Origin of the sequence: Amycolatopsis sp. GA6-003 (assembly GCF_046267895.1) — a bacterium.
Lineage (GTDB): Bacteria > Actinomycetota > Actinomycetes > Mycobacteriales > Pseudonocardiaceae > Amycolatopsis.
Genome location: NZ_CP176499.1, coordinates 1,027,363 through 1,049,041, shown reverse-complemented (window position 1 = coordinate 1,049,041; position 21,679 = coordinate 1,027,363). Strand labels below are relative to the sequence as shown.

The following is a 21,679-nucleotide window of genomic DNA, read 5'->3' as shown; positions in this document are numbered from 1 at the left end:
AGTGGAAAGTGTCATGGCTGCGCCGTATTCGGAAAAGCAGTGGAGCGCGATCGAGTCCGCGTCCGCGAGCGAGGCTCGCGCGGTTCAAGAGGACCGGTTGCGGGAGCAGCTGGCGTACGTGGCTGCGCGCAGTGCGTTCTATCAGGAGAAGTTCGCGGGGATCGACCTGGCGAAGGTGCGGACGGTCGAGGATCTGGCCGGATTGCCGTTCACGGAGAAGCAGGAACTGCGCGAGAGCCTGGCCGCCGTACCGCCGCTGGGCGCGCACGTGGCGGCGGGCCCGGAGGAGATCGTGCAGATCCAGGCCTCCTCGGGGACCACGGGCAGCCCGTCGTATGTCGGGCTGACCCGCGGCGACATCGAAACGTGGTGCGAGCTGGGCGCGCGGGCGCTGTATGCGAACGGGTTCCGGCCGGGCGACCGGCTGCTGCACGCGTTCGGGATGAGCAAGGGGTTCGTCGGCGGGCTGCCGGTGGTGCAGATCCTGCAGCACATGGGGATCGTGGACATCCCGATCGGCGCCGAGGCGGGCGCGGAGAGGCTGCTGCGGGTGCAGGCGGACCAGCGGCCGAACGCGCTGATCGGGACGCCGTACTTCCTCGCTTACCTCGCCGAGCAGGCCCCGTCGATCGTCGGTCTGGACGCCCGTGACCTGGGCGTTCGCGCGATCAGCGTCGGCGGCGAACCGGGCGGCGGGCTGCCCGCGGTGCGGGAGAAGCTGGAATCGCTGTGGGGCGCGACCTCGCGGGAGATGCTCGGCGGTACCGACATCGCGTGCACTTACTGGGGCGAATGCGAGGAGGCGAACGGGATGCATTTCCTGTCGCCGGATCTGATGGTCGCCGAGCTGATCAACCCGGACACCGGGGAGCAGATCACGCCGGTGGAGGGCGCCCAGGGCGAGCTGGTGTACACCGCGCTGCGGCGGCAGGCGTCGCCGCTGGTGCGGTTCCGCACGCGCGACCACGTGATCGTCACCGGCACCGAATGCGCGTGCGGGCGGACCGGGTACACGGTGCGCTGCATCGGCCGGACCGACGACATGCTGATCGTGCGCGGGATCAACGTGTTCCCGTCGGCGATCAAGCAGCTGGTGGCGGAGCTGGCCCCGGTCACCACCGGCGAGATGCGGATCCGCGCGGACTTCGAGGGGCATTCCACGCAGAAGCCGCTGCCGCTCGTGGTCGAACACGCGGCCGGGCTGCCCGCGGAGAAACAGGATGAACTCCGGACGTCCCTGGAAAGCCGGATCCGGTCCGCGCTGAACGTGAAAACCGCCGTCACGCTGGTCCCGGACGGCACCTTGAAGCGCCCTGACCACGTGAAAGTCGCTCTCGTCGAACGGGTGCCCGCGCAGACCGCGTGATAGAGGTAGAGCGTGAGCGCGTTCAACAGGCTGCACCTGATCCGGCAGGTCGACCTTCTGACCCTGCGGCTGTTCCTGTCCGCGGTCGAGGAGAAGCAGATCGGGCTGGCCGCGATCCGGGAGAACGTCTCGGCGTCGACGGCGACGAAACGCATCCACGACCTGGAGGCCATCGCCGGCATCGAACTGCTGGACCGCGGCCCGCGCGGCGTCGTGCCCACGCCCGCGGGCGCGGTGCTGGCGCGGCACGTGCGGAAGATCTTCGGCAGCCTCGAGGACATCCGGTCGGAAATCGCGGCGTTCACGGAGGGAATGCAGGGAGATCTGACGATCGCGTCGGCCCGGTCGATCTTCGCGCCGTTTCTCGCTCGGGAACTCGGCGAATTCTACCGGCAATACCCGCAGGTCCGGTTGATCGTCCACGAAATCGAAAACCGGGAAATCCTGCAGGAGGTCGCCCGCGGCGAAGCGGACCTCGGCGTGTTCGCCGCGGCGCACGAACTCGACCTGACCGGCGTCGACGTCACGCCGTATCGCCGCGACCGGATCGTGGTGGCGCTGCCGCGCGGGCACCGGCTCGCGGACCGGCTGAGCGTGACCTTCGCGGAACTGCTGCCGGAACCCCTGATCGCGGTGGGCCCGATGGCGGGCGCGTTCCGGGCCGCGGCGCGGCGCCTCGGCGAGGAGTTCGAACCGGCGTTCAGCGTGCGCAGCGGGGAGGTCGCGCTGAGCCTGGTGCAGGCCGGGCTCGGCGCGACCGCGCAGCCGGAGTGCATGGTGACGCGCGAATTCCTGGAGCGGGTGGCGGTGGTCGAACTCGCCGAACCGTGGGCGGAGCGGAAGATCCACCTCGCGACCGCGGCGGGCCGTCGTCCGGCGGCGGCGTGCCGGGCGCTGCTTGAGCAACTGCTGGACCGGCCGGTGGACGAACCGCCAGCGGGCGACTGACGCGGTTTCCGTTCCTCGAATTGCCGATTCGGGGATTCCGAATTGATTCTTGCGGTGTGCGCTGCCTAACATCGAAACCGCGGCAGGAAATCATCTGAATGTCATCGAGCGCGGTGAGCGCTATTCCGTGCTGCCGGAAACAAGGAGGCCGAAAACGATGGGCGCACATCGGGGCGCGGTGGTCGCGTGCTGACCCGCGGGGCGGTGCTGCGGGAGACCCCAGGGCGGTACGAGGTGGTGGAACTGGAGGTCGAGGACCCGCGACCCGGCGAGCTGCGGGTGCGGATGGTCGCGAGCGGCCTGTGCCACTCCGACGACCATTTCGCGACCGGCGACCAGACCCCGCCGATCCTGCCGTTCGCGGGCGGGCACGAAGGCGCCGGAATCGTCGAGGCGGTCGGGACGGGAACGCCGGGCTTCGCCGAGGGCGACCACGTCGTCTTCTCCTTCCTTCCGGTCTGCGGCCGGTGCCGGTTCTGCGCCCGTGGCCTGCAGAACCTCTGCGACCTCGGCGCCTCCCTCGGCACCGGTGCCCGGCCGGAGGACCCGGCGTCGTTCCGGCTGTCGCTCGACGGGCAGCCGGTCGGCCAGATGGCCGGCTTGTCGACCTACTGCGAGCACACCACCGTCTCCACCGCCTCAGCGATCAAGATCGACCCGGACATTCCGCTTGAGGTCGCGTGCCTCACCGGCTGCGGTGTCGGCACCGGGTGGGGAGCGGCGGTCAACTCGGCCGCCGTGCGGCCCGGGCACGTCGTGATCGTGATGGGGATCGGCGGCATCGGGATCAACGCCGTTCAGGGTGCCGCGCACGCCGGTGCTGCCGCCGTGATCGCGGTCGATCCCGTGGCGTTCAAACGAGAATCCGCGCTGAAGCTCGGCGCGACCCACGCGGTCGCGGACATGGCCGAGGCCACTGAGCTGGCGCGGTCGATGACCAACGGGCAGGGCGCCGATTCGGCGATCGTGACCGTCGGCGTCGTGACCGGACGGCACCTCGGCCAGGGTCTCGAGGCGGTGCGAAAGGCGGGGACCTGCGTCGCGGTCGGACTGGGCGAGACCTTCGTCCGTGACGGCGACTTCAACCTGCACGAGCTGGTCCTCTACCAGAAGCGGCTGCAGGGTTCGCTGTTCGGCGCGAGTTCGCCGACCGCGGACATCCCGGCGCAACTGGAGATGTACCGCCAGGGCGTGCTGAAGCTCGACGAACTGATCACCACGCGTTACCCGCTTGACGACATCGCCGCCGGTTTCGACGACCTGAAGGCGGGCCGCAACATCCGCGGCGTCGTCCTGCATTCCGACTGACGACCGAACTTCGAGAGGACGACGATGTCCGCACAAGCTTCACCCCGCGAAACTATCTGCGTCGGCGACATCGGCATCAGCTACCTGCCCGACGGCGAGGCCGTCGTCTCGGCGGCCGCGCTGTTCCCGGCAGGCACCACCGAACTCTGGGGCGCACACCGGGAACTGTTCGACGCCGACGGCAAACTCGTGCTGTCTCTGGGCAGCTTCCTCATCCGCACGGGTGATCGCAAGATTCTCGTCGACCTTGGCTTCGGCGACCGCACTGTGGCTTTCCCCGCGGCGGACGGCGAGTTCCGCTCCGGCCGCCTGCTCACCAGCCTCCGCGAGGAAGGCCTCGCCCCGGAAGACATCGACACGGTCTTCTACACGCACATGCACATCGACCACGTCGGCTGGACCGCGCAGGACGACGCGCTCACCTTCCGCAACGCCCGGCACCTAGCCGGCGAAGGCGAAGTCGAGTTCTGGCAGTCCCTCGGCGACCATCCGCTGGCCGCGGTCGGTCCCGATCCGAACGGCGTGCTGACCCCGCTGGAAGGCCGGGTCGACACGGTCGCGGACGGTGCCGTCATCGCGCCCGGTGTGTCGATCGTCGCGACACCCGGGCACACGCCAGGTCACTGCTCGCTGGTCGTCTCGTCCGGGAAAGACCGAGCGATGATCCTCGGCGACGTCCTGCACTGCCCGGCGCAGCTCACCGACAACGAGGTATCGCTGGCTTTCGAAGTGGACGCAGAACTGGGCAAACAGACCCGCGCCCGGATCATGGGCGAGCTGGAAGGCGACACCAATACCGTTGCCGCGCAATGCCATCTCACCGGCTCGGCGTTCGGGCGGGTGATGCGTGGCCGCTCGCGCCGGACGTGGACCTCGCTCATGTCCCAGGGCGTGTCGTGACGATGCCCGCGCCGGGTGCCGCGACCGAGTACTTCGAGATCGACTCGGCTGCGGTCGGCGCCCGGTTCGCAGTGAGCGTGTTCCTTCCGCGCGGTTACGAACGCGACGGGGCCTGGCCGCTGGTGTACGCCACGGATGGCAACATCATCGCGCCGCTCACCGAAGGACTGCGCGGCGCGCTCACCGACCAGCAGCAGGCACGCCCGGTCGAACCGTATGTCCAGGTGAATGTCGGTTACGTCGAGGAGGATGCGCCGAACCAGCTGGTCTTGCGCAACCGCGACCTGGTGCCGCCGGGCGAAGGCGTGCCGGACTTCATGCACGCGCACATCCGAAGCCGGCTCGGCGTCGACTCGGGCGCGGCTCCGGAATCGGTGTGCGACGCCTTCTTCGCCCAGCAGAAGAACGCGAGGGCGGACAACTTCCTCGCCTTCCTGGAGACGGAGCTGCACCCGGAAATCGAGTCTCGCTACCGGGTTCGCGCCGACAACGTCGGACTGTTCGGCTACTCCTACGGCGGTCTGTTCACCCTGTTCGCACTGACTGCGGGAGCTGCCCTCTTCACCCGCTTCGGCGCCAGCAGCCCCGGGATCGTCGTGCCGGACAGCCGCATTTACGAACGCTACGAAAGCCTGCGCGGGCTTCCCGGGGAGACCTCCCTGCATCTGACCGTCAACGCGTACGAAATGCTCGGCCCCAGCAAGTTCTACCGGCACCTCGCGATCGAGTTCCTGCGTTTTCTCGACGTGGTGACCGAGCGTCCGCTGCCGGGCCTGCGCGTCAGCACTGAGCTGATCCCCGGCGAATCGCACAGCACCGGAATTACCGACGCGTACCGGAGTTTCCTGCGTGCCTGCTATCCCGGAGGTGCTTCATGAAGACAACCGCCGCGCTGCTGTGGGAAGCGCCGGGCACGTGGGACGTGCGCGAGGTCGACCTGGATCCGCCCAAGGCGGGAGAGGTTCTCGTGCAGATGCTGGCCTCCGGCCTCTGTCACTCCGACGACCACTTCGCCCAGGGCGACATCCCCTTCCACTCCTATCCGGCCTGCGGCGGGCACGAGGGCGCCGGCATCGTGCGCGAGGTCGGGCCGGGCGTCACCCGGGTCGTGCCCGGCGACCACATCGTCACGTCGTTCATCCCGGCCTGCGGGCACTGCCGGATGTGCGTGGCCGGGCGGCAGAACCTCTGCGACAACGGGGCGCTGATCACCGTCGGCACCCAGCTCGACGGCACGTTCCGGATGCACGCGGACGGTCGCGGGGTCGCGCAGAACGCCTGCCTCTCCACGTTCTCCGAATGGACCGTCATCCCCGAGGCGTCCGCCACGCCGATCCGCCGCGACATCCCGTTCGAGGTCGCCGCGATCGTCGGATGCGCGGTCCCGACCGGCTGGGGCTCCTCGGTGCGGGCGGCCGGGATCGACGCCGGTGACGTGGTGATCGTGATGGGAGCCGGGGGCATCGGGATGAACGCGGTGCAGGGCGCGCGCTACGTCGGGGCCGAGCATGTCATCGCGGTCGATCCGGTCGCCATGAAGCGCGAACTGGCGCTTGAACTCGGGGCGACGGAGGCGTTCGCGGACATCGGCGAGGCAACCGAACGCGCCCGTTCGCTGACCAACGGCCAGGGCGCGGATTCGTCGATCGTGTGCGTCGGAGTGCTCGCCGCGGAGCATCTCGCGCAGGCGTACGCAGCGGTGCGCAAGGGCGGCACACTCGTGGTGACGAGCGCGGCCAAGCACGACCTCGTCGGGATTCCGGTGCCGCTGCTCGAATTCACCATGTCGGAGAAACGGATCCAGGGCGCGCTGTACGGAATGGGCGGCCCGGCCAGGGAAATCCCGCTGATGCTGGATCTCTATCGGAACGGCTCGCTGAAGCTGGAAGAACTGATCACCCGGACTTACGACCTCGAACAGCTCAACGAAGCGTACGCGGACCTGCACAACGGGCTGAATATCCGCGGCGTGGTGAGCTTCGCGGACCGGCACCGCGGATGAGCGGACTGCTGCCGGATTCGCTGCGCGGGCGCTGGTACAACTCACCGGCGTTCGACCCGGACGACCCGTGGGCCGGGTTCGCGCCGCACCGCACGGCGGTGGTGCTCGTCGACCTGATCAACTGGCAGGCCCATCCCGACGGATTCAGCTCGCGCACAGCCAGCGGGGACTACAAGACCACTCGCTGCGCTGACGTCGTGGTCCCGGCCCTGTCGCGGGTGCTGCCCGCTGCTCGCACCGCGGGCGCCGCGATTGTGCATTCCCGGCTTGCCAGCCGGGCCGCCGACTACGCCGACATCGTGCCCGCGCTGCGCGAGTACGTGCGGGCAGCGGGTGCTCTCGAAGGCAGGTGGGCGGCGGAACCTCTGGACGGCTTGCACGAGCCGGGCGACCTGCTGGTCACGAAGTCCGGCTCGGGTGCGTTCGGCAGCTCGGACCTCGATCAGGTGCTGCGGAACCTCGGGGTGCGGACGGTGCTGTACGCGGGCGTGGTGACCGACCGGTGCGTCCTGCTCACCGCTGCGGGCGGGTTCGACCTCGGCTACGAGCAGTACTTGCTGACCGACTGCACTGCCGCCACGACTGCTGCGGATCAAGCTTCGGCCGAGCGGCTGGTCAGCGGGTATCTGGCACGACCGGCTACTGCTGCCGAGGCAGCCGGGGCTTTCGAGACGAGTTGAGGAGAGTCTTCGCGATGCTCGACCATCACGACCACCACATCGGCGGGGTGCGCGGCCCGAAGAAGCTCGTCGTGCTCGAGGGCGGCACGCACCTGGACCTCTACGACGTGCCGAAGCACGTCGACCGCACGGTGGCCGGAGCGGTGCCGTTCTTCCGGGAAATCTCGCCGTCACCGCGGTGAAGAGACCGGTTGGGCCCGCCGGTGACCCCGGCGGGCCGCCCCGGCCTCGTTTGAACCAGGGCTCAGCAGCGCATATATTGTGCTTCAGCGCGGCGGCGATGCCGCGCCCTCGGAAGTACCAGAGGTGGCCGATGGACGTGGACAGCACCGTCTCGGGGGCTGCCGGGCTGGGCGCTCGGTACCGGGACTTGTGCGCGGATGTCGGGGCCACGCTGGGTCTCGACGTGCCGGTGCCGCGGCTCGACGGGCCGTGGGCCGGGGAAGCGGCCGGGGCGATGAGCCGGTTGTGGAACGCGGTGCTCGCGGAGACCTTGCAGATCGCCGACGAACCCGGCGTGTCCGGTGCCCGGCGGCGGGAGCTGGCCGAGCTGCTCGGCCGGATCCGCGCGGTCGAGGCCGAACTGGCGGAAGCGCGGCTCGCCGACCGGCACGTGCTGCTGCGCCAGGTGGCCGCGTCGCTGGCGTCGGTCCGCGACGCGAAGTCCGTGGACGAATTCCTCGGCCGGGTCCCGGAAGCGGGGTGCCGGCTCGGGTTCGACCGGGTCCTCGTCTCCCGCGTGGTGGATTCCGTGTGGCGGCTGCACACGATGTGCGTCGTGCACGAGCCGCGGTGGGCGGACGAGATCGTCGCGGTCGGGAAAGCTTCGCCGCCCGACTTGCGCGGCGGGTTGATCGAGGCCGATGTGGTCGACCGGGCCGAAACCCGGCTCATCTTCGACACCCAGCACAGCGCACGGGTGGACCGCGACCTGATCCGGGTCACGAAGTCCACTTCGTACGGAATCGCCCCGTTGACGGTGCAGGGCCAGGTCGTCGGACTGCTGCACGGCGATCGCTATCACCAGCGACGCGACGTCGACGAAACCGACCGCGCGCTGCTCACGCTGATGGCCGAGGCGCTGAGCCATTCGCTCGGCCGCCTCACGATGCTGGAAGGCCTGGCTTTCCTGCGCGACACCGCCGACGGCCTGATGACGCGTCCGGCGGCTCTCCCCGCCCCGGTCGCGCCACCCGCGGCGAGCCCGCAGATCCCGTTGACCGCAAGGGAAAACGAGGTGATGGAGCTGCTCGCGGCGGGCCGGTCCAACCGGCACATCGCACGCGAACTCGCGATCACCGAACGCACCGCGAAGTCCCACGTCACGCAGATCCTGCGCAAGCTCGGCGTGGCCAGCCGCACGGAGGCGATCGCGCTCTGGCTGCGCGGCGGGGGACTGTCCTAAGGTACGGCTCCGTCCCGGACCCTTGGCCGATGTGACCGCGGTCGCACCGGCCACAGAATCACCTCACACACCACGACCCGTGGAGGCATGAGGTGACTGAGCAACGAGGCTCGGCAGGATGGCTGGTCGGCATCGACGTCGGCGGGACCTTCACCGACATCATCGGGCTGGACCGGGCCACCGGGGAGATCCGGGACGGCAAGGTGCTGTCCACGAAGGAACAGGAACACGGCGTCCTGGAGGCGCTCGCCGCGATCGGCGTCGAGCCGCCCGAGGTCGCGGAGATCGTGCACGGGCACACCGTCGGCATCAATGCGCTGCTGAGCCGGGCGGGCGCGAAGACCGCGCTGCTGGCCACGCGCGGGCACCGGGACCTGCTCGACATCGGCCGGATGCACCGCGAGTTCGGCGACCGGTTCTACGACCCGACCTGGCTGCGCCCGCACCAGGAGCGGCCGATCGTGCACCGCCGCGACCGGATCGGCATCCCGGAGCGGATCGGCTACGACGGCACGGAGCTGCTGGCGCTGGACGAGGACGCCGTCCGCGCGGCGGCCCGCGAGTTCGCCGCGCAGGGTGTGCAGGCGGTCGCGGTGTGCTTCATGAATTCCTACCGGGAACGCGGCCACGAACGGCGCGCGGCGGAGATTCTCGCCGAGGAGATTCCGCACGCCTACGTGCAGACCTCGGACCTGTATCCGGTCACGAAGGAGCACGAACGGACCACGACCGTCGCGCTGGACGCGTATGTCGGCCCGGCCGTGGTCGGCTATCTGCGGCGGCTCACCGTCGCATTGGAGGAGCGGCAGTTCGGCGGCACGCTCTGGATCATGACCACGAACGGCGGCGTCGCGACCGTCCAGGACGCGGGCAAAGCTCCGGTCTTCCAGCTCGTGTCCGGGCCGGTCGGCGGCGTGACCGGCAGCCTTCAGCTGGCGCGCGAATCGGGCAAGCGCAACCTGCTGACCATGGACGTCGGCGGCACCAGCACCGACGTCGCCGCGATCGTCGACGCGCAGACCCCGCTCACCGACCTGTGGACCCTGGAAACCGGCCTGACGCTCACGTTGCCGCTGGTCGATGTGGAGAGCGTCGGCTCGGGCGCGGGCAGCGTCATCGGGCCGAACGCGCTCGGGCAGGTCGCGGTCGGACCGAAATCGGCGGGCTCCAACCCCGGTCCAGCGTGTTACGGCCGCGGCGGCACCGAGGCGACGCTCACCGACGCCTGCCTGCTGCTCGGCGTGCTGCAACCCGATCTGTTCGCGAACGGCCGGATCTCCCTGGACGTCGAGGCCGCGCGCGCCGCGCTGGCCCGGACCGGCGAGCAGTGGGGGCTTTCCGCGCTGGAGCTGGCCGAGGCCGCCTACCAGATCGCGTGCGAGGACATCGCGGCGAAGATCCGCACCATCTCGGTCTACCGCGGGCTGGACGTGCGCGAGTTCGCGTTGCTGCCGTTCGGTTCGGCGGGCCCGATGCTGGCCGATCGCGTCGCACGGATCCTCGGTCTGGACACGGTTGTCGTGCCGTCGACGCCGGGCCAGTTCTCCGCGCTCGGGCTGCTGCAAAGCGACCTGCGGACCACCCGGGCCCAGTCGCTGATGGTCCCGCTCACCGCCGATAACGCCGAGACGGTCGAAGCGGAATTCACCGCTATGGAACAGAGCCTCACCGAGGAATTGGCCGCGCAGGGAGTGGAACTGGACGGGCTGGCCTTCGACCGCGCGGTCTTCGCCATGTACCGCGGGCAGACCTGGGACAACCGGCTCCCGCTCGCACCCGGGCCGATGACCGCGGAGCGCGTGCCCGGCGTGGTCGCCGACTTCCACGCCTTCTACCAGGATTCCTACGGTTTTTCCGCAGCCGAAATCCCCGTCGTGGTCTCCACGCTCGAAGTGACCGCGGTGATCCCGAGGCCGAACAAGGTGCCGTCCACCGCGGCCGAACGAGGCGAATCCCTGCTCGGCGAGCGCGAGCTGCGTGTTCCCGGGTCCGGGGAGACCACGAGGGTCCCGGTGCACGTCCGCGAACGGCTCGCCGTCGGCGCGGTCGTCGACGGACCGGCGATCGTCTCCGAGAAATTCGCCACCACGGTCGTGCTGCCGGGCCGCCGAGCCCGGGTGGACGCGGACCGTCTCCTGATCATCGAGAACCAGGGCTGAGGAGCGCCGACATGACTATTTCCGCGGAACCCGCCGCCGGGACGGCCGAGTTCGAGCTCGACATCCTGCGCTACGGCCTGATCGAGGTCGCCCGCGAGATGAACGAGGCGCTGATGCGCAGCGCGTTCTCCCCGGTATGCCGCGACATTCTCGACTGCACCACCGCCATCCACGTCCGCAGCGGCGACGGCTGGGAGACCGTGGCGCAGTGGGAAGGCTGCATGCAGCACGCGTTCACCTCGCCGCACATCGTGAACTTCGTGATGGACGAATTCGACCTGGACTCGCTGCAGCCCGGCGACGTCATCTTCGTCAACGACCCGTGGCGCGGCACCATCCACCAGTCCGACGTGAACCTGCTGCGGCCGGTGTTCGTGGACGGCCGGGTCGAGTTCATGCTGCATTCGACGTCGCATCTGGTCGACCTCGGCGGCCCGATCCCCGGCGGGTTCTCCAACGGCACGCAGACGTCGTTCGAGGAACAGATCAAGCTGCCGCCGTCGCTCCTGTATGCCAACGACGTGCCGGTGCGGCCGCTGTTCAACTTCATCCTGGAGAACAACCGGGTGCCGCACCTCGTCCTCGGCGACCTGCGCGCCTTGCACGGCTGCCTGGTCGTGGGGGAGCGGCAGCTGCAGGCGCTCGTCGCACGCGGCGGTCTGGAGAAGGTGAAGGCGGCCGGTCGCTACGCGATCGAGGCGACCGAAGCGAGCATGCGGCGCGGGATCGCGGGCATCCCGGACGGCGACTACACCGTGGAGGACTTCCTCGACGAGGACGGCGTCACCGACGAACCGATCCCGGTGCGCGTGACGGTGAAAGTGCGCGGCGACAGCATGGAGATCGACTTCTCCGGTTCCGGCCGGCAGCCGCTGGGCAACTGCGGCACCGCGTGGTGCGAGGCGGTGCGGTGCATCGAAGCGGTCAAGCTGATGGTCGACCCGAGCACACCGGTCAACAGCGGCACGCTCCGTCCTATTGAGACACTCCTGCCGCAGGGCAGCGTGGTGTGCGTGCTGCCGCCGTCGAGCTGCTCGAACCACGCCGACATCGGAGCCCGCGGCATCAACGCCGTCGCCAGCGCGCTGAGCCAGGCCGTCGGCGACCGCGCGATCGCGTGCGACACCGGTACCGCGCTGGTGGTCAGCCTCGGCGGGATCGACACTCGCACCGGGCACGAGGGCATGCCGTGGGGCGCGTTCGCTCTGGCCGGCGGCGGATGGGGCGGAACGTGGAAGGAAGACGGGATTTCCTTCTGCGTCACGCCGATCGGCAACTGCCGGACGTCGGTGCAGGAGCACGTCGAGATCGAAAGCCCGTTGATCGTGGCGCAGCACGAGATGGTGCTGGACACCGCGGGAGCGGGCGAGTACCGCGGCGGGCTCGGCTCGGTGTACACGCTCACCGCGCAATCGGACACGATGGTCACGATCACCTGCGACCGGGTGCGCGTCGGTGCGCCGGGTGCTGCCGGAGCTGGTCCGGGCGCGCCCGCTTTCGGCTGGTACATCGAGAACTTCGACCTGGCGCGGCACGCGGATCCGCTTGACCTCCGCGGCGCGGAACCGCTTTTCGGCATGTTCGACGACGACGGCCGCCCGGACCCGAACAACGGCGGGTTCTGCCGGGGCGCGCGGTACCGGACCGGCAAGTTCTCCGGGCTGGTGCTGAAAGCGGGCGACGCGATCCGGTTCCTGATCGGCGGAGGCGGCGGCTGGGGCGATCCGCTCGCCCGGGACCTCGACCGGCTCGGCCGCGACCTCGCCGACGGTCTGTACAGCGAGGAATTCGCCGCGGAGGCGTTCGGGGCCGTGCTGCGCGACGGCCGGATCGACGAGACCGCGACCGCCGAGCGCCGCGCGGAGCTCGCCGCCCGGCGCGACGCGGGCACCTGGTCGGTGCCGGTCGCCACGCCCGTCAACTGGATCCTGGGATAGGAGCACCCATGTCTGTCGACCGACTTCTCTTCCCCCGCCCGGAAACCCCGCGCGTGTCCGTCGAGCGCACGCCGGTGGACGCCGCCTGCCCGTCGTGCGGGAGCACCGACGTCAAGCGGTACCCGGTGGCCAACTATCTCGGCCCGCGCATGGTCGTGAAGTGCCAGGACTGCTTCGCGCATCTGTCGGTGACCCGGCCGGAGCCCGAGGACAACTGGCCCGCGTGGCGCTCGCCGACGCGCGACTGGGCGCCCTCGCGGCTGGGGTGACGCACATGTCCCCGACCCCACTGGCCCGGCTGTACACCCAGGCGTACGCCGAATTCGCCGACCGGCCCGCGATCCGCGACTCCCGGCGCGAGCTGACCTACGGCGAACTCGGCCGCCGCGCCCGGCGGATCGCCCAGGCGTTCCGGGCGCTCGGCGCGGAACGCGGCACCCGCGCGGTGCTGCTCGGGCCGAACAGCTGCGAATGGGCCGAGGCGTACCACGGGCTCGTGCTCGGCGGCGGAGTCCGCGTGGGCCTGCTGCCCCGGCTGCACCCCGCCGAACTGGCCCAGATCGCCGCGGACGCGGAACCGGCGTTCGTGCTCGTCGACGGCGAATGGCTCGGCGAGCACGGCACCGCGTGGATTCCGCCGCAGGTCAAGGAAATCATCGTGCTGGGCGAAAGCCCCGGAAGCGGCATCCCGTTCGAGGAGTTCGTCGCTTCCGGCTCGGACGACGAGTTGCCGCTGCCCGATGCCGAGGACGATGCCTGGCTGCTCTACACGTCCGGCTCGACGGGGCAGCCCAAGGGCGTGCGGGTGCCGCACCGGACGGTCGGCGCGCTCGTCCGCAACGCCCGCGAGGTGCTGCCTCCGCTCGGCCCGGGCGACGCCGCCCTGCACACGGCGCCGATCAGCCACTTCAGCGGCGGGATCGCGGACGTGCTCACCGCCAGCGGCGGGCTGAACGTCTACGCGCCGAGGTTCGACGCGGCGGAGGTCGCGGACGCCGCGGCCGGCGGCGAGGTGACTGTGCTGCCGCTGGTCCCGACGATGATCACGATGCTGCTGGAAGAACTCGCCCGGCGCGGCTCTCCATCGGGCCGGGTCGGCAACGTGCGGGTCCTCCCGTACGCGGGTTCAGCCATCCAGCCGGATCGGGCGGCCAAGGCGCGCGCGTACTTCGGCGAGGCGATGCAGCAGCTGTACGGCGCGAGCGAAGCCCAATTGCCGATCGCGACGCTCCGCCCGGAGGACCACGTCGAAACGCTCAACGAGCGCGGTCTGCCGCGGCTGGCGTCAGCGGGCCGGGTGACCGCGCACGTCGAGGTCGAGATCGTGGACGCGGACCGCCGTCCGGTGCCGCCTGGGACGACCGGCGAGATCCGGACCCGCGGCGCGCACGTGAGCGCCGGGTACTGGCGGAAGCCGGAAGCGACAGCGGAGACCTTTGCGGACGGCTGGGTGCACACCGGCGACGTCGGCTGCCTCGACGAGCACGGGTACTTGTTCATCCTCGACCGGCGCAAGGACATGATCATCACCGGCGGGTTCAACGTCTACCCGCGGGAAATCGAGAACGTCGTCTCCGAACTGCCCGGGATCCGGGAGGTCGCCGTCGTCGGCGCGCCGGACGAGCGGTGGGGCGAGGCGATCACCGCCTTCGTCTCGGCGGAACCCGGGAACGCTGTGTCCGCCGACGGGGTGCTCGCACATTGCCGGGCGCGGCTCGGCGGCTACAAGGTGCCGAAGAAAGTGGTCTTCGTCGAGGACTTGCCGAAGACCGGCACCGGGAAGATCCAGAAGCAGATCCTGCGCGAGAAATTGTGGACCGGCCTTCAGCGCCGCGTCTGAATTCCGCGTGAACCAGAAGGAGTGAAACACATGGCGGCGCCGACTTTCGACAGCCGGAGTCTGTTCTTCGCGTGGAGCACCTACAGCACGGACTACGACACCTACGCGAAGTGGTACGACGAGGAGCACATTCCGCAGGTGATGGACGTGCCGGGAATGGTGGGGGCGCAACGGTTCCTGCTCGCGGACACCAAACCGCTGCCGGGGGTGCGCGCCCTCGATTTCGGGCACCTCGCGATCTACGAGATGGAGGGCTCGGCGCAGCCGTTCCGCGAGGAGGTCAAGCGCAAGCTGATCTCGGGCGAAATGGTGCTCCCGGACTTCATGAACCGGCCGTTCCAGGCGTTGTTCCTCGACGCGGTGAGCGAACCGTTCCTCGCTGACGGGTTCGCGAAGGCGGAGAACCTGGACGACCGGCATCTGTTCTTCGCCTGGAGCCGGCACACCGGCGACGACGCGACCTTCGCGAAATGGTACGACGAGGAGCACATCCCGCAGATCATGTCCGCGCCGGGAATGCTGCGCGCGCAGCGGTTCGAGGTCTCGGCGCTCAAGCCGCTGCCGGGCGTCGAAACTCCGGATCTCGGGCATCTGGCGATCTACGAGATCGCCGGGAGCCTGGAGGGATTCCGCGGCGAGGTCAAACGCCAGCTGATCTCCGGGGAGATGGTGCTGCCGGACTTCATGATCCCGCCGTTCGCGGCGATGTTCCTGAAGCCGGTCAGCCCGTTCTTCGTGGCCGCGCGATGAGCTATCCACCACGGCGAGACAAGCCGGAACTTGCCCTGATCACCGGTGCCGCGGGCGGCGTCGGCTCCGCGACCGCGCGGCGGCTCGCCGAGGGCGGCGCGAAGCTGGTCGTCACCGACATTGACGAGGAGCGGTTAGCCAAAGTCGCGAAGGACACGGGCGCGCTCGCCGTCCCTGCCGACGGCACCGACCGCGAAGCGATCCGCGCCTTGGTCGCGCGAGCGGTCGAGGAACTAGGCGGCCTGGATACCGTGATCGCGACCCAAGGCGCGGCGATCGGCGGGGGAGCGCACCCGAAACACGTCGACTCGTACCACCGCGCGCTCGACGTCAACCTGCACGGGTCTTTCTACTTGGCCGGGGAGGTGCTCCCGCACCTGGCTGCTGCCGAAGGCTCTCTGGTCCTGTTCGCCTCGACCGCCGGGCTGATCGCCGGTCCACCCGGAGCGGCGGGCTACACCGCGGCGAAAGCGGCGATCATCGGCCTCACCCGCTGGCTGGCCCGGGATTACGGGCCGAAAGGCGTGCGCGTCAACGCGGTGTGCCCGGGATTCGTGCGGACCGCGCTCGCCGCGGGCAGCATGGCGCACCTCGCCGAGCGCGAAGGCATCAGTCTGGACGAGGCGTACGCGCTGAGCGCGGCGCACGTGCCGCTGCGCCGCGTCGCCGAGCCGGAGGAAATCGCCGCCTGCTGCGCATTCCTGGCTTCGGGCGACGCCTCGATGGTCACCGGGCACGTGCTGGTCGCCGACGGCGGCGGCGCGGCGGTGGACGCCTCGACGGTGGCCTTCGACAGCTGAAGTGTCCAAGTATCCGGACAGTCGAGCGGTCAGCGCGCGCTTAGCGTTCTTCGCATGTCAACGACGACTCATGAAGAACTGGCCAAGGGCTGGATCCGCGCGCTCTCGGACGTCGAAGTGTTCTACTCGCTGTGCGCGGACGACTGCAAGGTCTGGCACAGCGCCGACGACAAGTGGATGACCGTCAAGGAAGCAGTCGACGCCGTCCACGAACGCGGCGGCCTTCCGACGTTCGAAAACTCCCGTTACACGTTGACCGACAAGGGTTTCTTCGTGCAGACCTCGGCCACGCTGGCAGCCGCACGGGTGCACCTGATCCAGGTGGTGACGGTGAAGGACGGCAAGGCGGTCTCGGCCGAGGAGTACATCGGCCCCGAGATGGACATCGCCGTCTAGGCGGGAAACGGACTTTCGATGAGTGCAATCGCAGGACGCTCCATCATCGTCACCGGCGGCGCCAGCGGGATCGGCGAAACGGCCGCGCGGCTGTTCGCCGAGAACGACGCGCTGGTGACCATCGCGGACATCAGCACCGAAGCCGGCGAAGCGCTGGCGGAGGAATTGTCGGGCAAGGGCTACGAGGCCCAGTTCGTCACCACCGATGTCACCGACGAGGCGCAGGTGGCGGCGATGGTGGAGGCGGCGGAATCCGCCTACGGCAGGGTGGACGGCGCGTTCAACAACGCGGGCGTGCCGAACAACGGCAAGAAGCTGGCCGATCTCACCCGCGAGGAGTTCGACCGGGTTTTCGCGATCAACGTGACCGGGCCGTTCCTCTGCATGAAGCACGAGGTGCCGGCGATGCTGCGCGCGGGCGGCGGCTCGATCGTCAACACGGCGTCGGTCGGGTCGTTCATCTACATCCCGCTGGCCGCGGAATACACCGCGTCCAAGCACGCGCTGATGGGCCTGACGAAAGCGGCGGCGGCCGAATACGGCGAACACGGCATCCGCGTCAACGCCATCGGCCCGTCCACCGCGCGCACGCCGATGTACCTGGAGTACCTGAAGCTCAATCCGGAGTACGAGAAGACCGTCGCCGCCACGCACGCGCTGCGGCGCGGCAGCGAACGGGTCGAACAGGCCCAGGCGGCGATGTGGCTGCTGTCGGACGCGGCGTCGTTCGTCACCGGCGTGACGGTCCCGGTCGACGGCGGCTACACACTGTACTGAGCGGGCCGTTTCATTGACCCGGCGGATGGCCGCATGAAATATTATGTTCCATGAGTGCGGTGCCGACTCGCGGCGCGCTGGCCCGCACCGCGGGTCCGGTGCTCGACCGCGTGCAGGCGGAAGTGCGGGGCAGCGCGGTCGCGGTGCTGCTGGCCGACCCCCAGGCCCGGGTGGTGGACATCCGGTACGGCGAACGCTCTTTCGGCCGGGAGGTCGCTTCGCTGGGCGTCCTGCCGGGCGTGCGGCTGGGGGAGGACGACGTCGGCGTGAACGCGATCGGCACGCCGCTGGAAACCCGCCGGAGCCTTCTGCTGCGCGGCGCCGAGCACGCGTTGCCCGCGTTCCACGGGTTCACCTGCTTCGGCCACCCGATCGTCCACCCCGGGACCCGGCGGGTCGCCGGAGTGCTCGACTTCGCGGTGCCGGCGAGCCGGGACGAGCGGCTGGCCCCGGCGCTGGTGCGCCACCTGGTCACGGAGATCGAGGGCAGGCTGCGGACGGACGCGGCGGAGGCGCAGCAGCGGCTGCTCGCCGCGTTCCAGTCCGCGGCCCGGCGGCGGGACCGCCGGGTGCTGGTCGTCGGGCACGGCCTGGTGCTGGCCACTCAGCCCGCGCTCGACCTCCTGGCGCCGGCCGACCATGCCGCGGTCCAAGCCTGCGTCGAGCACGGCGGGGAGAACACGCGGATCACGTTGGCGTCCGGCCAGCCGGTGCGGCTGTCCTGGGCGCCGGTGGACGGCACCGAGGGGACCATGGTCGACCTGGTCGCCGAGACGCGGCCGCGGCCCCGCGCCGCGGTACCGGTGCGATGGCCGTTGCTGGTGGCGGGGGAGCCGGGCACGGGCAAGACGACCGTCGCGCGGGAGGCCGCCGGGGACGGCGCGGTGGTGCTGGACGGGGTCGAAACGGTCCGGGTCGGCGAGGCGGAATGGGCCGAGCAGGCCAGCCGCCTGCTGGACGGCGACGGGCCGGCCGTGATCGTCGAAAACGTCCAGCTGCTGTCGGAGCGGCTGGCCGCGCTGGTCGCGGCGCGGGCCAGGACGTCGAAGCGGAACCTCGTGCTGACCTCCGCCCCGGGCGACCCTCACCCGCCGATCACGGCGTGCTGCGGCGAGCGGCGGGAGCTGGCCCCGTTGCGCGTCCGCCGCCACGAGATCCCGCGGCTGGCGCAGCGAATGCTCAGCGGGGAGTGCGCGGCCCGGTTCACGCCGGAGTCCTTGCGGGTGCTGGCGGCTCAGCCGTGGCCGGGGAATCTGGCCGAACTGCGCCGGGTCGTCCGCGCGGTGGCGGAGCTGCGTTCGGCGGGCGACGTCGTCCCGGCCGACCTGCCGCCGTCTCACCGGGACGGATCGGCGCTCGCTTCGCCGTTCGACCGGGCCGAGCGCGAAGTGATCGTCGCGGCGATCGCGGCCGCGGGCGGCAACAAACTCGAAGCCGCCCGGGCGCTGGGGATCAGCCGCTCGACGTTGTACAACCGGATGAAAGCCTTGCGCATCCGCTGATTCCCCGAGCCGTTCTCCGCGCTGCTTGACCCGGTCTCCTAGCTAGATATTATATATTTCATGCGCGCTGCCGGGTGGCGGCCGACCTGACATCGACGAGGAGCAGGCATGGCGACGATCATCGAGCAGCTCGCGGGATTCGCCGCGGGCGCGGACGCCCGGGAATTCCCCGACGAGGTGATCCGCGAATCCCAGCGCATCCTGCTCGACTCGCTCGGCTGCGCGGTGGCTTCCCTCGGTGACGAAGGCGCGCAGCGCGGCGTCGACTACGCGCGATACCTCGGCGGCGCTGAAGGTCCGGCGTCGATCCTCGGCACCGGCACGAAGACTTCGGTCCCCGCCGCCGCGTTCGCCAACGCCGAACTGATCAACGCGCTCGACCAGGACGCAGTCCTGCCGCCCGGACATGTCACGCCGTACGTGCTGCCCGGCGCGCTGGCCACCGCGGAGTCGTTGCGGACGTCCGGCACGAAGCTGCTCGAGGCGATCGCGGTGGCCCACGAGATGTCGTACCGGATCGGGAAGGCGACCGACTACCTGCGCGACATCAAGGACGGCGTTGTCACCATCCCCGACGTCATCGGCTACAGCAGCACGCTTTTCGGCGCCGCGGCCGCAGTCGGCGTCGTGAAGGGCCTCGACGGCGAAACTCTGGCCGACGCGCTCGGCATCATGGGCTCCACCGCGCCGACCAACACTCAGCGCGCGTGGATGATGCACGCCCCGTCGACGACGATCAAGTACCAGCTCGCCGGCGGAATGGCGCTGTCCGCGGTCACCGCGGCCAACCTCGCCGAACGCGGCCACGCCGGCGACCGGCAGATGCTCGACGACCGCGAATACGGCTTCCCGCGCTTCATCGGCACCTCCCGCTGGGAACCCGCGCCGATCACCGCGGACCTCGGTGCAAAGTGGACGTTCACGCCGTTCCAGTCGTTCAAGCCGTATCCGCACTGCCGGGTCATGCACGCACTGTTCGACGCGCTGACCGAAATCGTCGAGACACACGACCTCCGTCCCGACGAGATCGACGCGATCACCGCGTATGGCGAGAGCTTCGTCATGCAGCCGGTGTGGGTGAACGAGACCATCCGCAACCCGCGCGACGCGCAGTTCAGCATGACGCACGGCCTCGCCCTCGCCGCGCACCGGATCCCGCCCGGCAAGGACTGGCAGACCCCGGAAGCGGTGCTGGACCCGTCGGTGCTCGACCTGACCAAGAAGGCGTCGTTCCAGGCGCACCCGGACTACACGGAGGCGTTGAAGAACAACCCGGCGGCTCGCCGGTCGCGCGTCGAGGTGCAGGCGCGCGGTACCACCTATCGCGGCGAGCGGGCCTACCCGAAGGGCAGCCCGTCGCCCGACCCGGCCACGTATCTGACTGACGACGAACTCGTCGCGAAGTTCCGGCACAACGTGGAGGGCGTCGTGAAGGACCCGGACGCGATCGTCCAGGCGGTTTTCGATCTGCAGAACGTCGAGGACGTTTCGGTGCTGCTGAACCAGGTCGGAGGTGCGGCATGATCGACGTGGTCAACCCGGCGACGGAAGAAGTGATCGGGTCCATTGTGGACAGCGACGCGGCGACCGTCGACGCCGCCGTGTCCGCCGCCAGTGCCGCTCTTGGGCCGTGGGCGGCTCTGTCGCCCGCCACCCGCGCCGGCTGCCTGCGCGCGCTGGCGGACGAGTTCGAAAAGCGATCCGAGGAAATCGCGGAGCTGGTCACCCGCCAGAACGGCACGCCGATCAGCATTACCCGCGCCATGCAGAGCCAAGTTCCGGTCTGTTACCGGTACTTCGCTTCGCTCGCGGAAAAACTCTCGGTCGAGCAGCACGTCGAGACGGCGAGCGGCGACGCGATCGTCCTGCGCGAGCCGGTCGGCGTGGTCGCGGCCATCACTCCGTGGAACGGCCCGCAGCCGCTCATCGCGTGGAAGCTCGGCCCCGCGCTGGCGGCCGGCTGCACCGCGGTGATCAAGCCGGCGCCAGAGACGTCGCTCGATGCGTTCGTCTTCGCGGAAATCGTTGCCGCGGCGGGAATTCCCGAAGGCGTGGTGAACATCGTGACCGGCGGACGCGAAACTGGGGCGGCGCTGGTCGCGCATCCTGGCGTGCAGAAGGTGGCGTTCACCGGCTCGACCGTGGCGGGCAAAGCTATCGCCGCTGAGTGCGCGAAGCAGCTGAAGCACGTCACGCTGGAGCTGGGCGGAAAGTCGGCGGGCATTTTGCTCGACGACGTCGATCTCGACGCGTTCCGGCCGCTGGTGCTTTCCGCCTGCTCGCCGAACACCGGGCAGACCTGCCGGGCGCTGACCCGGGTGCTGGCCCCGGCCTCGCGCTACGACGAGGTCGTGGAGATGCTCGCGACCACGATGACCGAAATCCCGCAAGGGGATCCGCTCGACCCGGCGGTGTTCTTCGGCCCGCTGGTGAACGCGACGCAGCGGGAACGAGTGGAGTCCTACATCGAACTCGGCAAAGCGGAGGGCGCCGAACTGGTGATCGGCGGCGGCCGCCCGTTCGAGCGCGGCTACTACGTCGCACCGACGATCTTCCGCGGGGTCACCAACGACATGCGCATCGCCCGCGAGGAAATCTTCGGCCCCGTGCTCACCGTGCTGCCGTACCGGACGGTCGACGAAGCGGTCGCCATCGCGAACGACTCGGAATACGGCTTGGGCGGCGGAGTGTTCTCGCCGGACCGCGATCGGGCGACGGAAGTGGCCCGCCGGATCGTGACCGGGAGCGTCGGAGTGAACACCTCCACGCTGCCGATCGAGACGCCGTTCGGCGGCGTCAAGAACAGCGGGATCGGGCGGGAGCTGGGACCGCAGAGCGTGGACGCGTACCTGGAGTACAAGACGATTTTCCGGGCGTAGCACCGGTTCCCGGCTCTCGGCCGGCGTCGT

Annotated in this window: 20 protein-coding genes; all 20 read left to right on the top strand. The window is 69.8% G+C overall.

Annotation, left to right across the window (positions count from 1 at the left end):
• The first annotated feature begins 13 nt into the window (after window positions 1–13).
• Window positions 14–1,366, top strand: coding sequence for a phenylacetate--CoA ligase family protein (locus tag F9C12_RS04900; protein ID WP_409464934.1), 1,353 nt, complete (start codon window positions 14–16; stop codon window positions 1,364–1,366).
• A gap of 12 nt (window positions 1,367–1,378) precedes the next feature.
• On the top strand, window positions 1,379–2,314 hold the full coding sequence (locus F9C12_RS04895) for a LysR family transcriptional regulator (RefSeq protein ID WP_409464933.1): 936 nt from the start codon (window positions 1,379–1,381) through the stop codon (window positions 2,312–2,314).
• 186 nt (window positions 2,315–2,500) lie between these two features.
• A complete protein-coding gene (locus F9C12_RS04890; RefSeq protein WP_409464932.1) occupies window positions 2,501–3,622 on the top strand; it encodes an NDMA-dependent alcohol dehydrogenase in 1,122 nt (373 codons plus the stop codon).
• 24 nt (window positions 3,623–3,646) lie between these two features.
• Window positions 3,647–4,522, top strand: a complete 876-nt coding sequence (locus F9C12_RS04885) for an MBL fold metallo-hydrolase (RefSeq protein ID WP_409464931.1) — start codon at window positions 3,647–3,649, stop codon at window positions 4,520–4,522.
• A 2-nt stretch (window positions 4,523–4,524) separates the two neighbouring features.
• Entirely contained in the window at window positions 4,525–5,400 is an 876-nt protein-coding gene (locus tag F9C12_RS04880) for an alpha/beta hydrolase (RefSeq protein WP_409466967.1), read from the top strand.
• Entirely contained in the window at window positions 5,397–6,524 is a 1,128-nt protein-coding gene (locus tag F9C12_RS04875) for an NDMA-dependent alcohol dehydrogenase (RefSeq protein ID WP_409464930.1), read from the top strand. Before F9C12_RS04880 ends, F9C12_RS04875 begins: the two co-directional genes overlap by 4 nt.
• Window positions 6,521–7,204 carry a cysteine hydrolase family protein gene (locus F9C12_RS04870; RefSeq protein WP_409464929.1) on the top strand — a complete coding sequence of 228 codons (684 nt, stop codon included), beginning with the start codon at window positions 6,521–6,523 and terminating at the stop codon, window positions 7,202–7,204. The genes F9C12_RS04875 and F9C12_RS04870 overlap by 4 nt, the downstream gene beginning before the upstream one ends.
• Before the next feature lie 14 nt (window positions 7,205–7,218).
• The gene (locus F9C12_RS04865) at window positions 7,219–7,386 is read left to right on the top strand and encodes a hypothetical protein (protein ID WP_409464928.1); all 168 of its coding nucleotides are present in this window, start codon (window positions 7,219–7,221) and stop codon (window positions 7,384–7,386) included.
• Between the two features lie 131 nt (window positions 7,387–7,517).
• The gene (locus tag F9C12_RS04860; RefSeq protein ID WP_409464927.1) at window positions 7,518–8,609 is read left to right on the top strand and encodes a LuxR C-terminal-related transcriptional regulator; all 1,092 of its coding nucleotides are present in this window, start codon (window positions 7,518–7,520) and stop codon (window positions 8,607–8,609) included.
• Window positions 8,610–8,701: 92 nt separating this feature from the next.
• Window positions 8,702–10,768 carry a hydantoinase/oxoprolinase family protein gene (locus F9C12_RS04855; RefSeq protein ID WP_409464926.1) on the top strand — a complete coding sequence of 689 codons (2,067 nt, stop codon included), beginning with the start codon at window positions 8,702–8,704 and terminating at the stop codon, window positions 10,766–10,768.
• 11 nt (window positions 10,769–10,779) lie between these two features.
• On the top strand, window positions 10,780–12,705 hold the full coding sequence (locus F9C12_RS04850) for a hydantoinase B/oxoprolinase family protein (RefSeq protein ID WP_409464925.1): 1,926 nt from the start codon (window positions 10,780–10,782) through the stop codon (window positions 12,703–12,705).
• An 8-nt stretch (window positions 12,706–12,713) separates the two neighbouring features.
• Entirely contained in the window at window positions 12,714–12,974 is a 261-nt protein-coding gene (locus tag F9C12_RS04845; RefSeq protein ID WP_409464924.1) for a hypothetical protein, read from the top strand.
• A 5-nt stretch (window positions 12,975–12,979) separates the two neighbouring features.
• Window positions 12,980–14,545, top strand: coding sequence for a class I adenylate-forming enzyme family protein (locus F9C12_RS04840; RefSeq protein WP_409464923.1), 1,566 nt, complete (start codon window positions 12,980–12,982; stop codon window positions 14,543–14,545).
• Between the two features lie 30 nt (window positions 14,546–14,575).
• Complete coding sequence (locus tag F9C12_RS04835) at window positions 14,576–15,295, top strand: hypothetical protein (RefSeq protein ID WP_409180751.1); 720 nt, start codon at window positions 14,576–14,578, stop codon at window positions 15,293–15,295.
• On the top strand, window positions 15,292–16,095 hold the full coding sequence (locus tag F9C12_RS04830) for an SDR family NAD(P)-dependent oxidoreductase (protein WP_409464922.1): 804 nt from the start codon (window positions 15,292–15,294) through the stop codon (window positions 16,093–16,095). The genes F9C12_RS04835 and F9C12_RS04830 overlap by 4 nt, the downstream gene beginning before the upstream one ends.
• 54 nt (window positions 16,096–16,149) lie before the next feature.
• Window positions 16,150–16,491, top strand: a complete 342-nt coding sequence (locus tag F9C12_RS04825; protein WP_344273679.1) for a hypothetical protein — start codon at window positions 16,150–16,152, stop codon at window positions 16,489–16,491.
• Window positions 16,492–16,509: 18 nt separating this feature from the next.
• Entirely contained in the window at window positions 16,510–17,268 is a 759-nt protein-coding gene (locus F9C12_RS04820; RefSeq protein ID WP_409464921.1) for an SDR family NAD(P)-dependent oxidoreductase, read from the top strand.
• A 50-nt stretch (window positions 17,269–17,318) separates the two neighbouring features.
• Window positions 17,319–18,770, top strand: a complete 1,452-nt coding sequence (locus F9C12_RS04815) for a helix-turn-helix domain-containing protein (protein WP_409464920.1) — start codon at window positions 17,319–17,321, stop codon at window positions 18,768–18,770.
• Between the two features lie 108 nt (window positions 18,771–18,878).
• A complete protein-coding gene (locus tag F9C12_RS04810) occupies window positions 18,879–20,294 on the top strand; it encodes an MmgE/PrpD family protein (RefSeq protein WP_409464919.1) in 1,416 nt (471 codons plus the stop codon).
• A complete protein-coding gene (locus tag F9C12_RS04805) occupies window positions 20,291–21,649 on the top strand; it encodes an aldehyde dehydrogenase (RefSeq protein WP_409464918.1) in 1,359 nt (452 codons plus the stop codon). The genes F9C12_RS04810 and F9C12_RS04805 overlap by 4 nt, the downstream gene beginning before the upstream one ends.
• Window positions 21,650–21,679 lie beyond the last annotated feature (30 nt).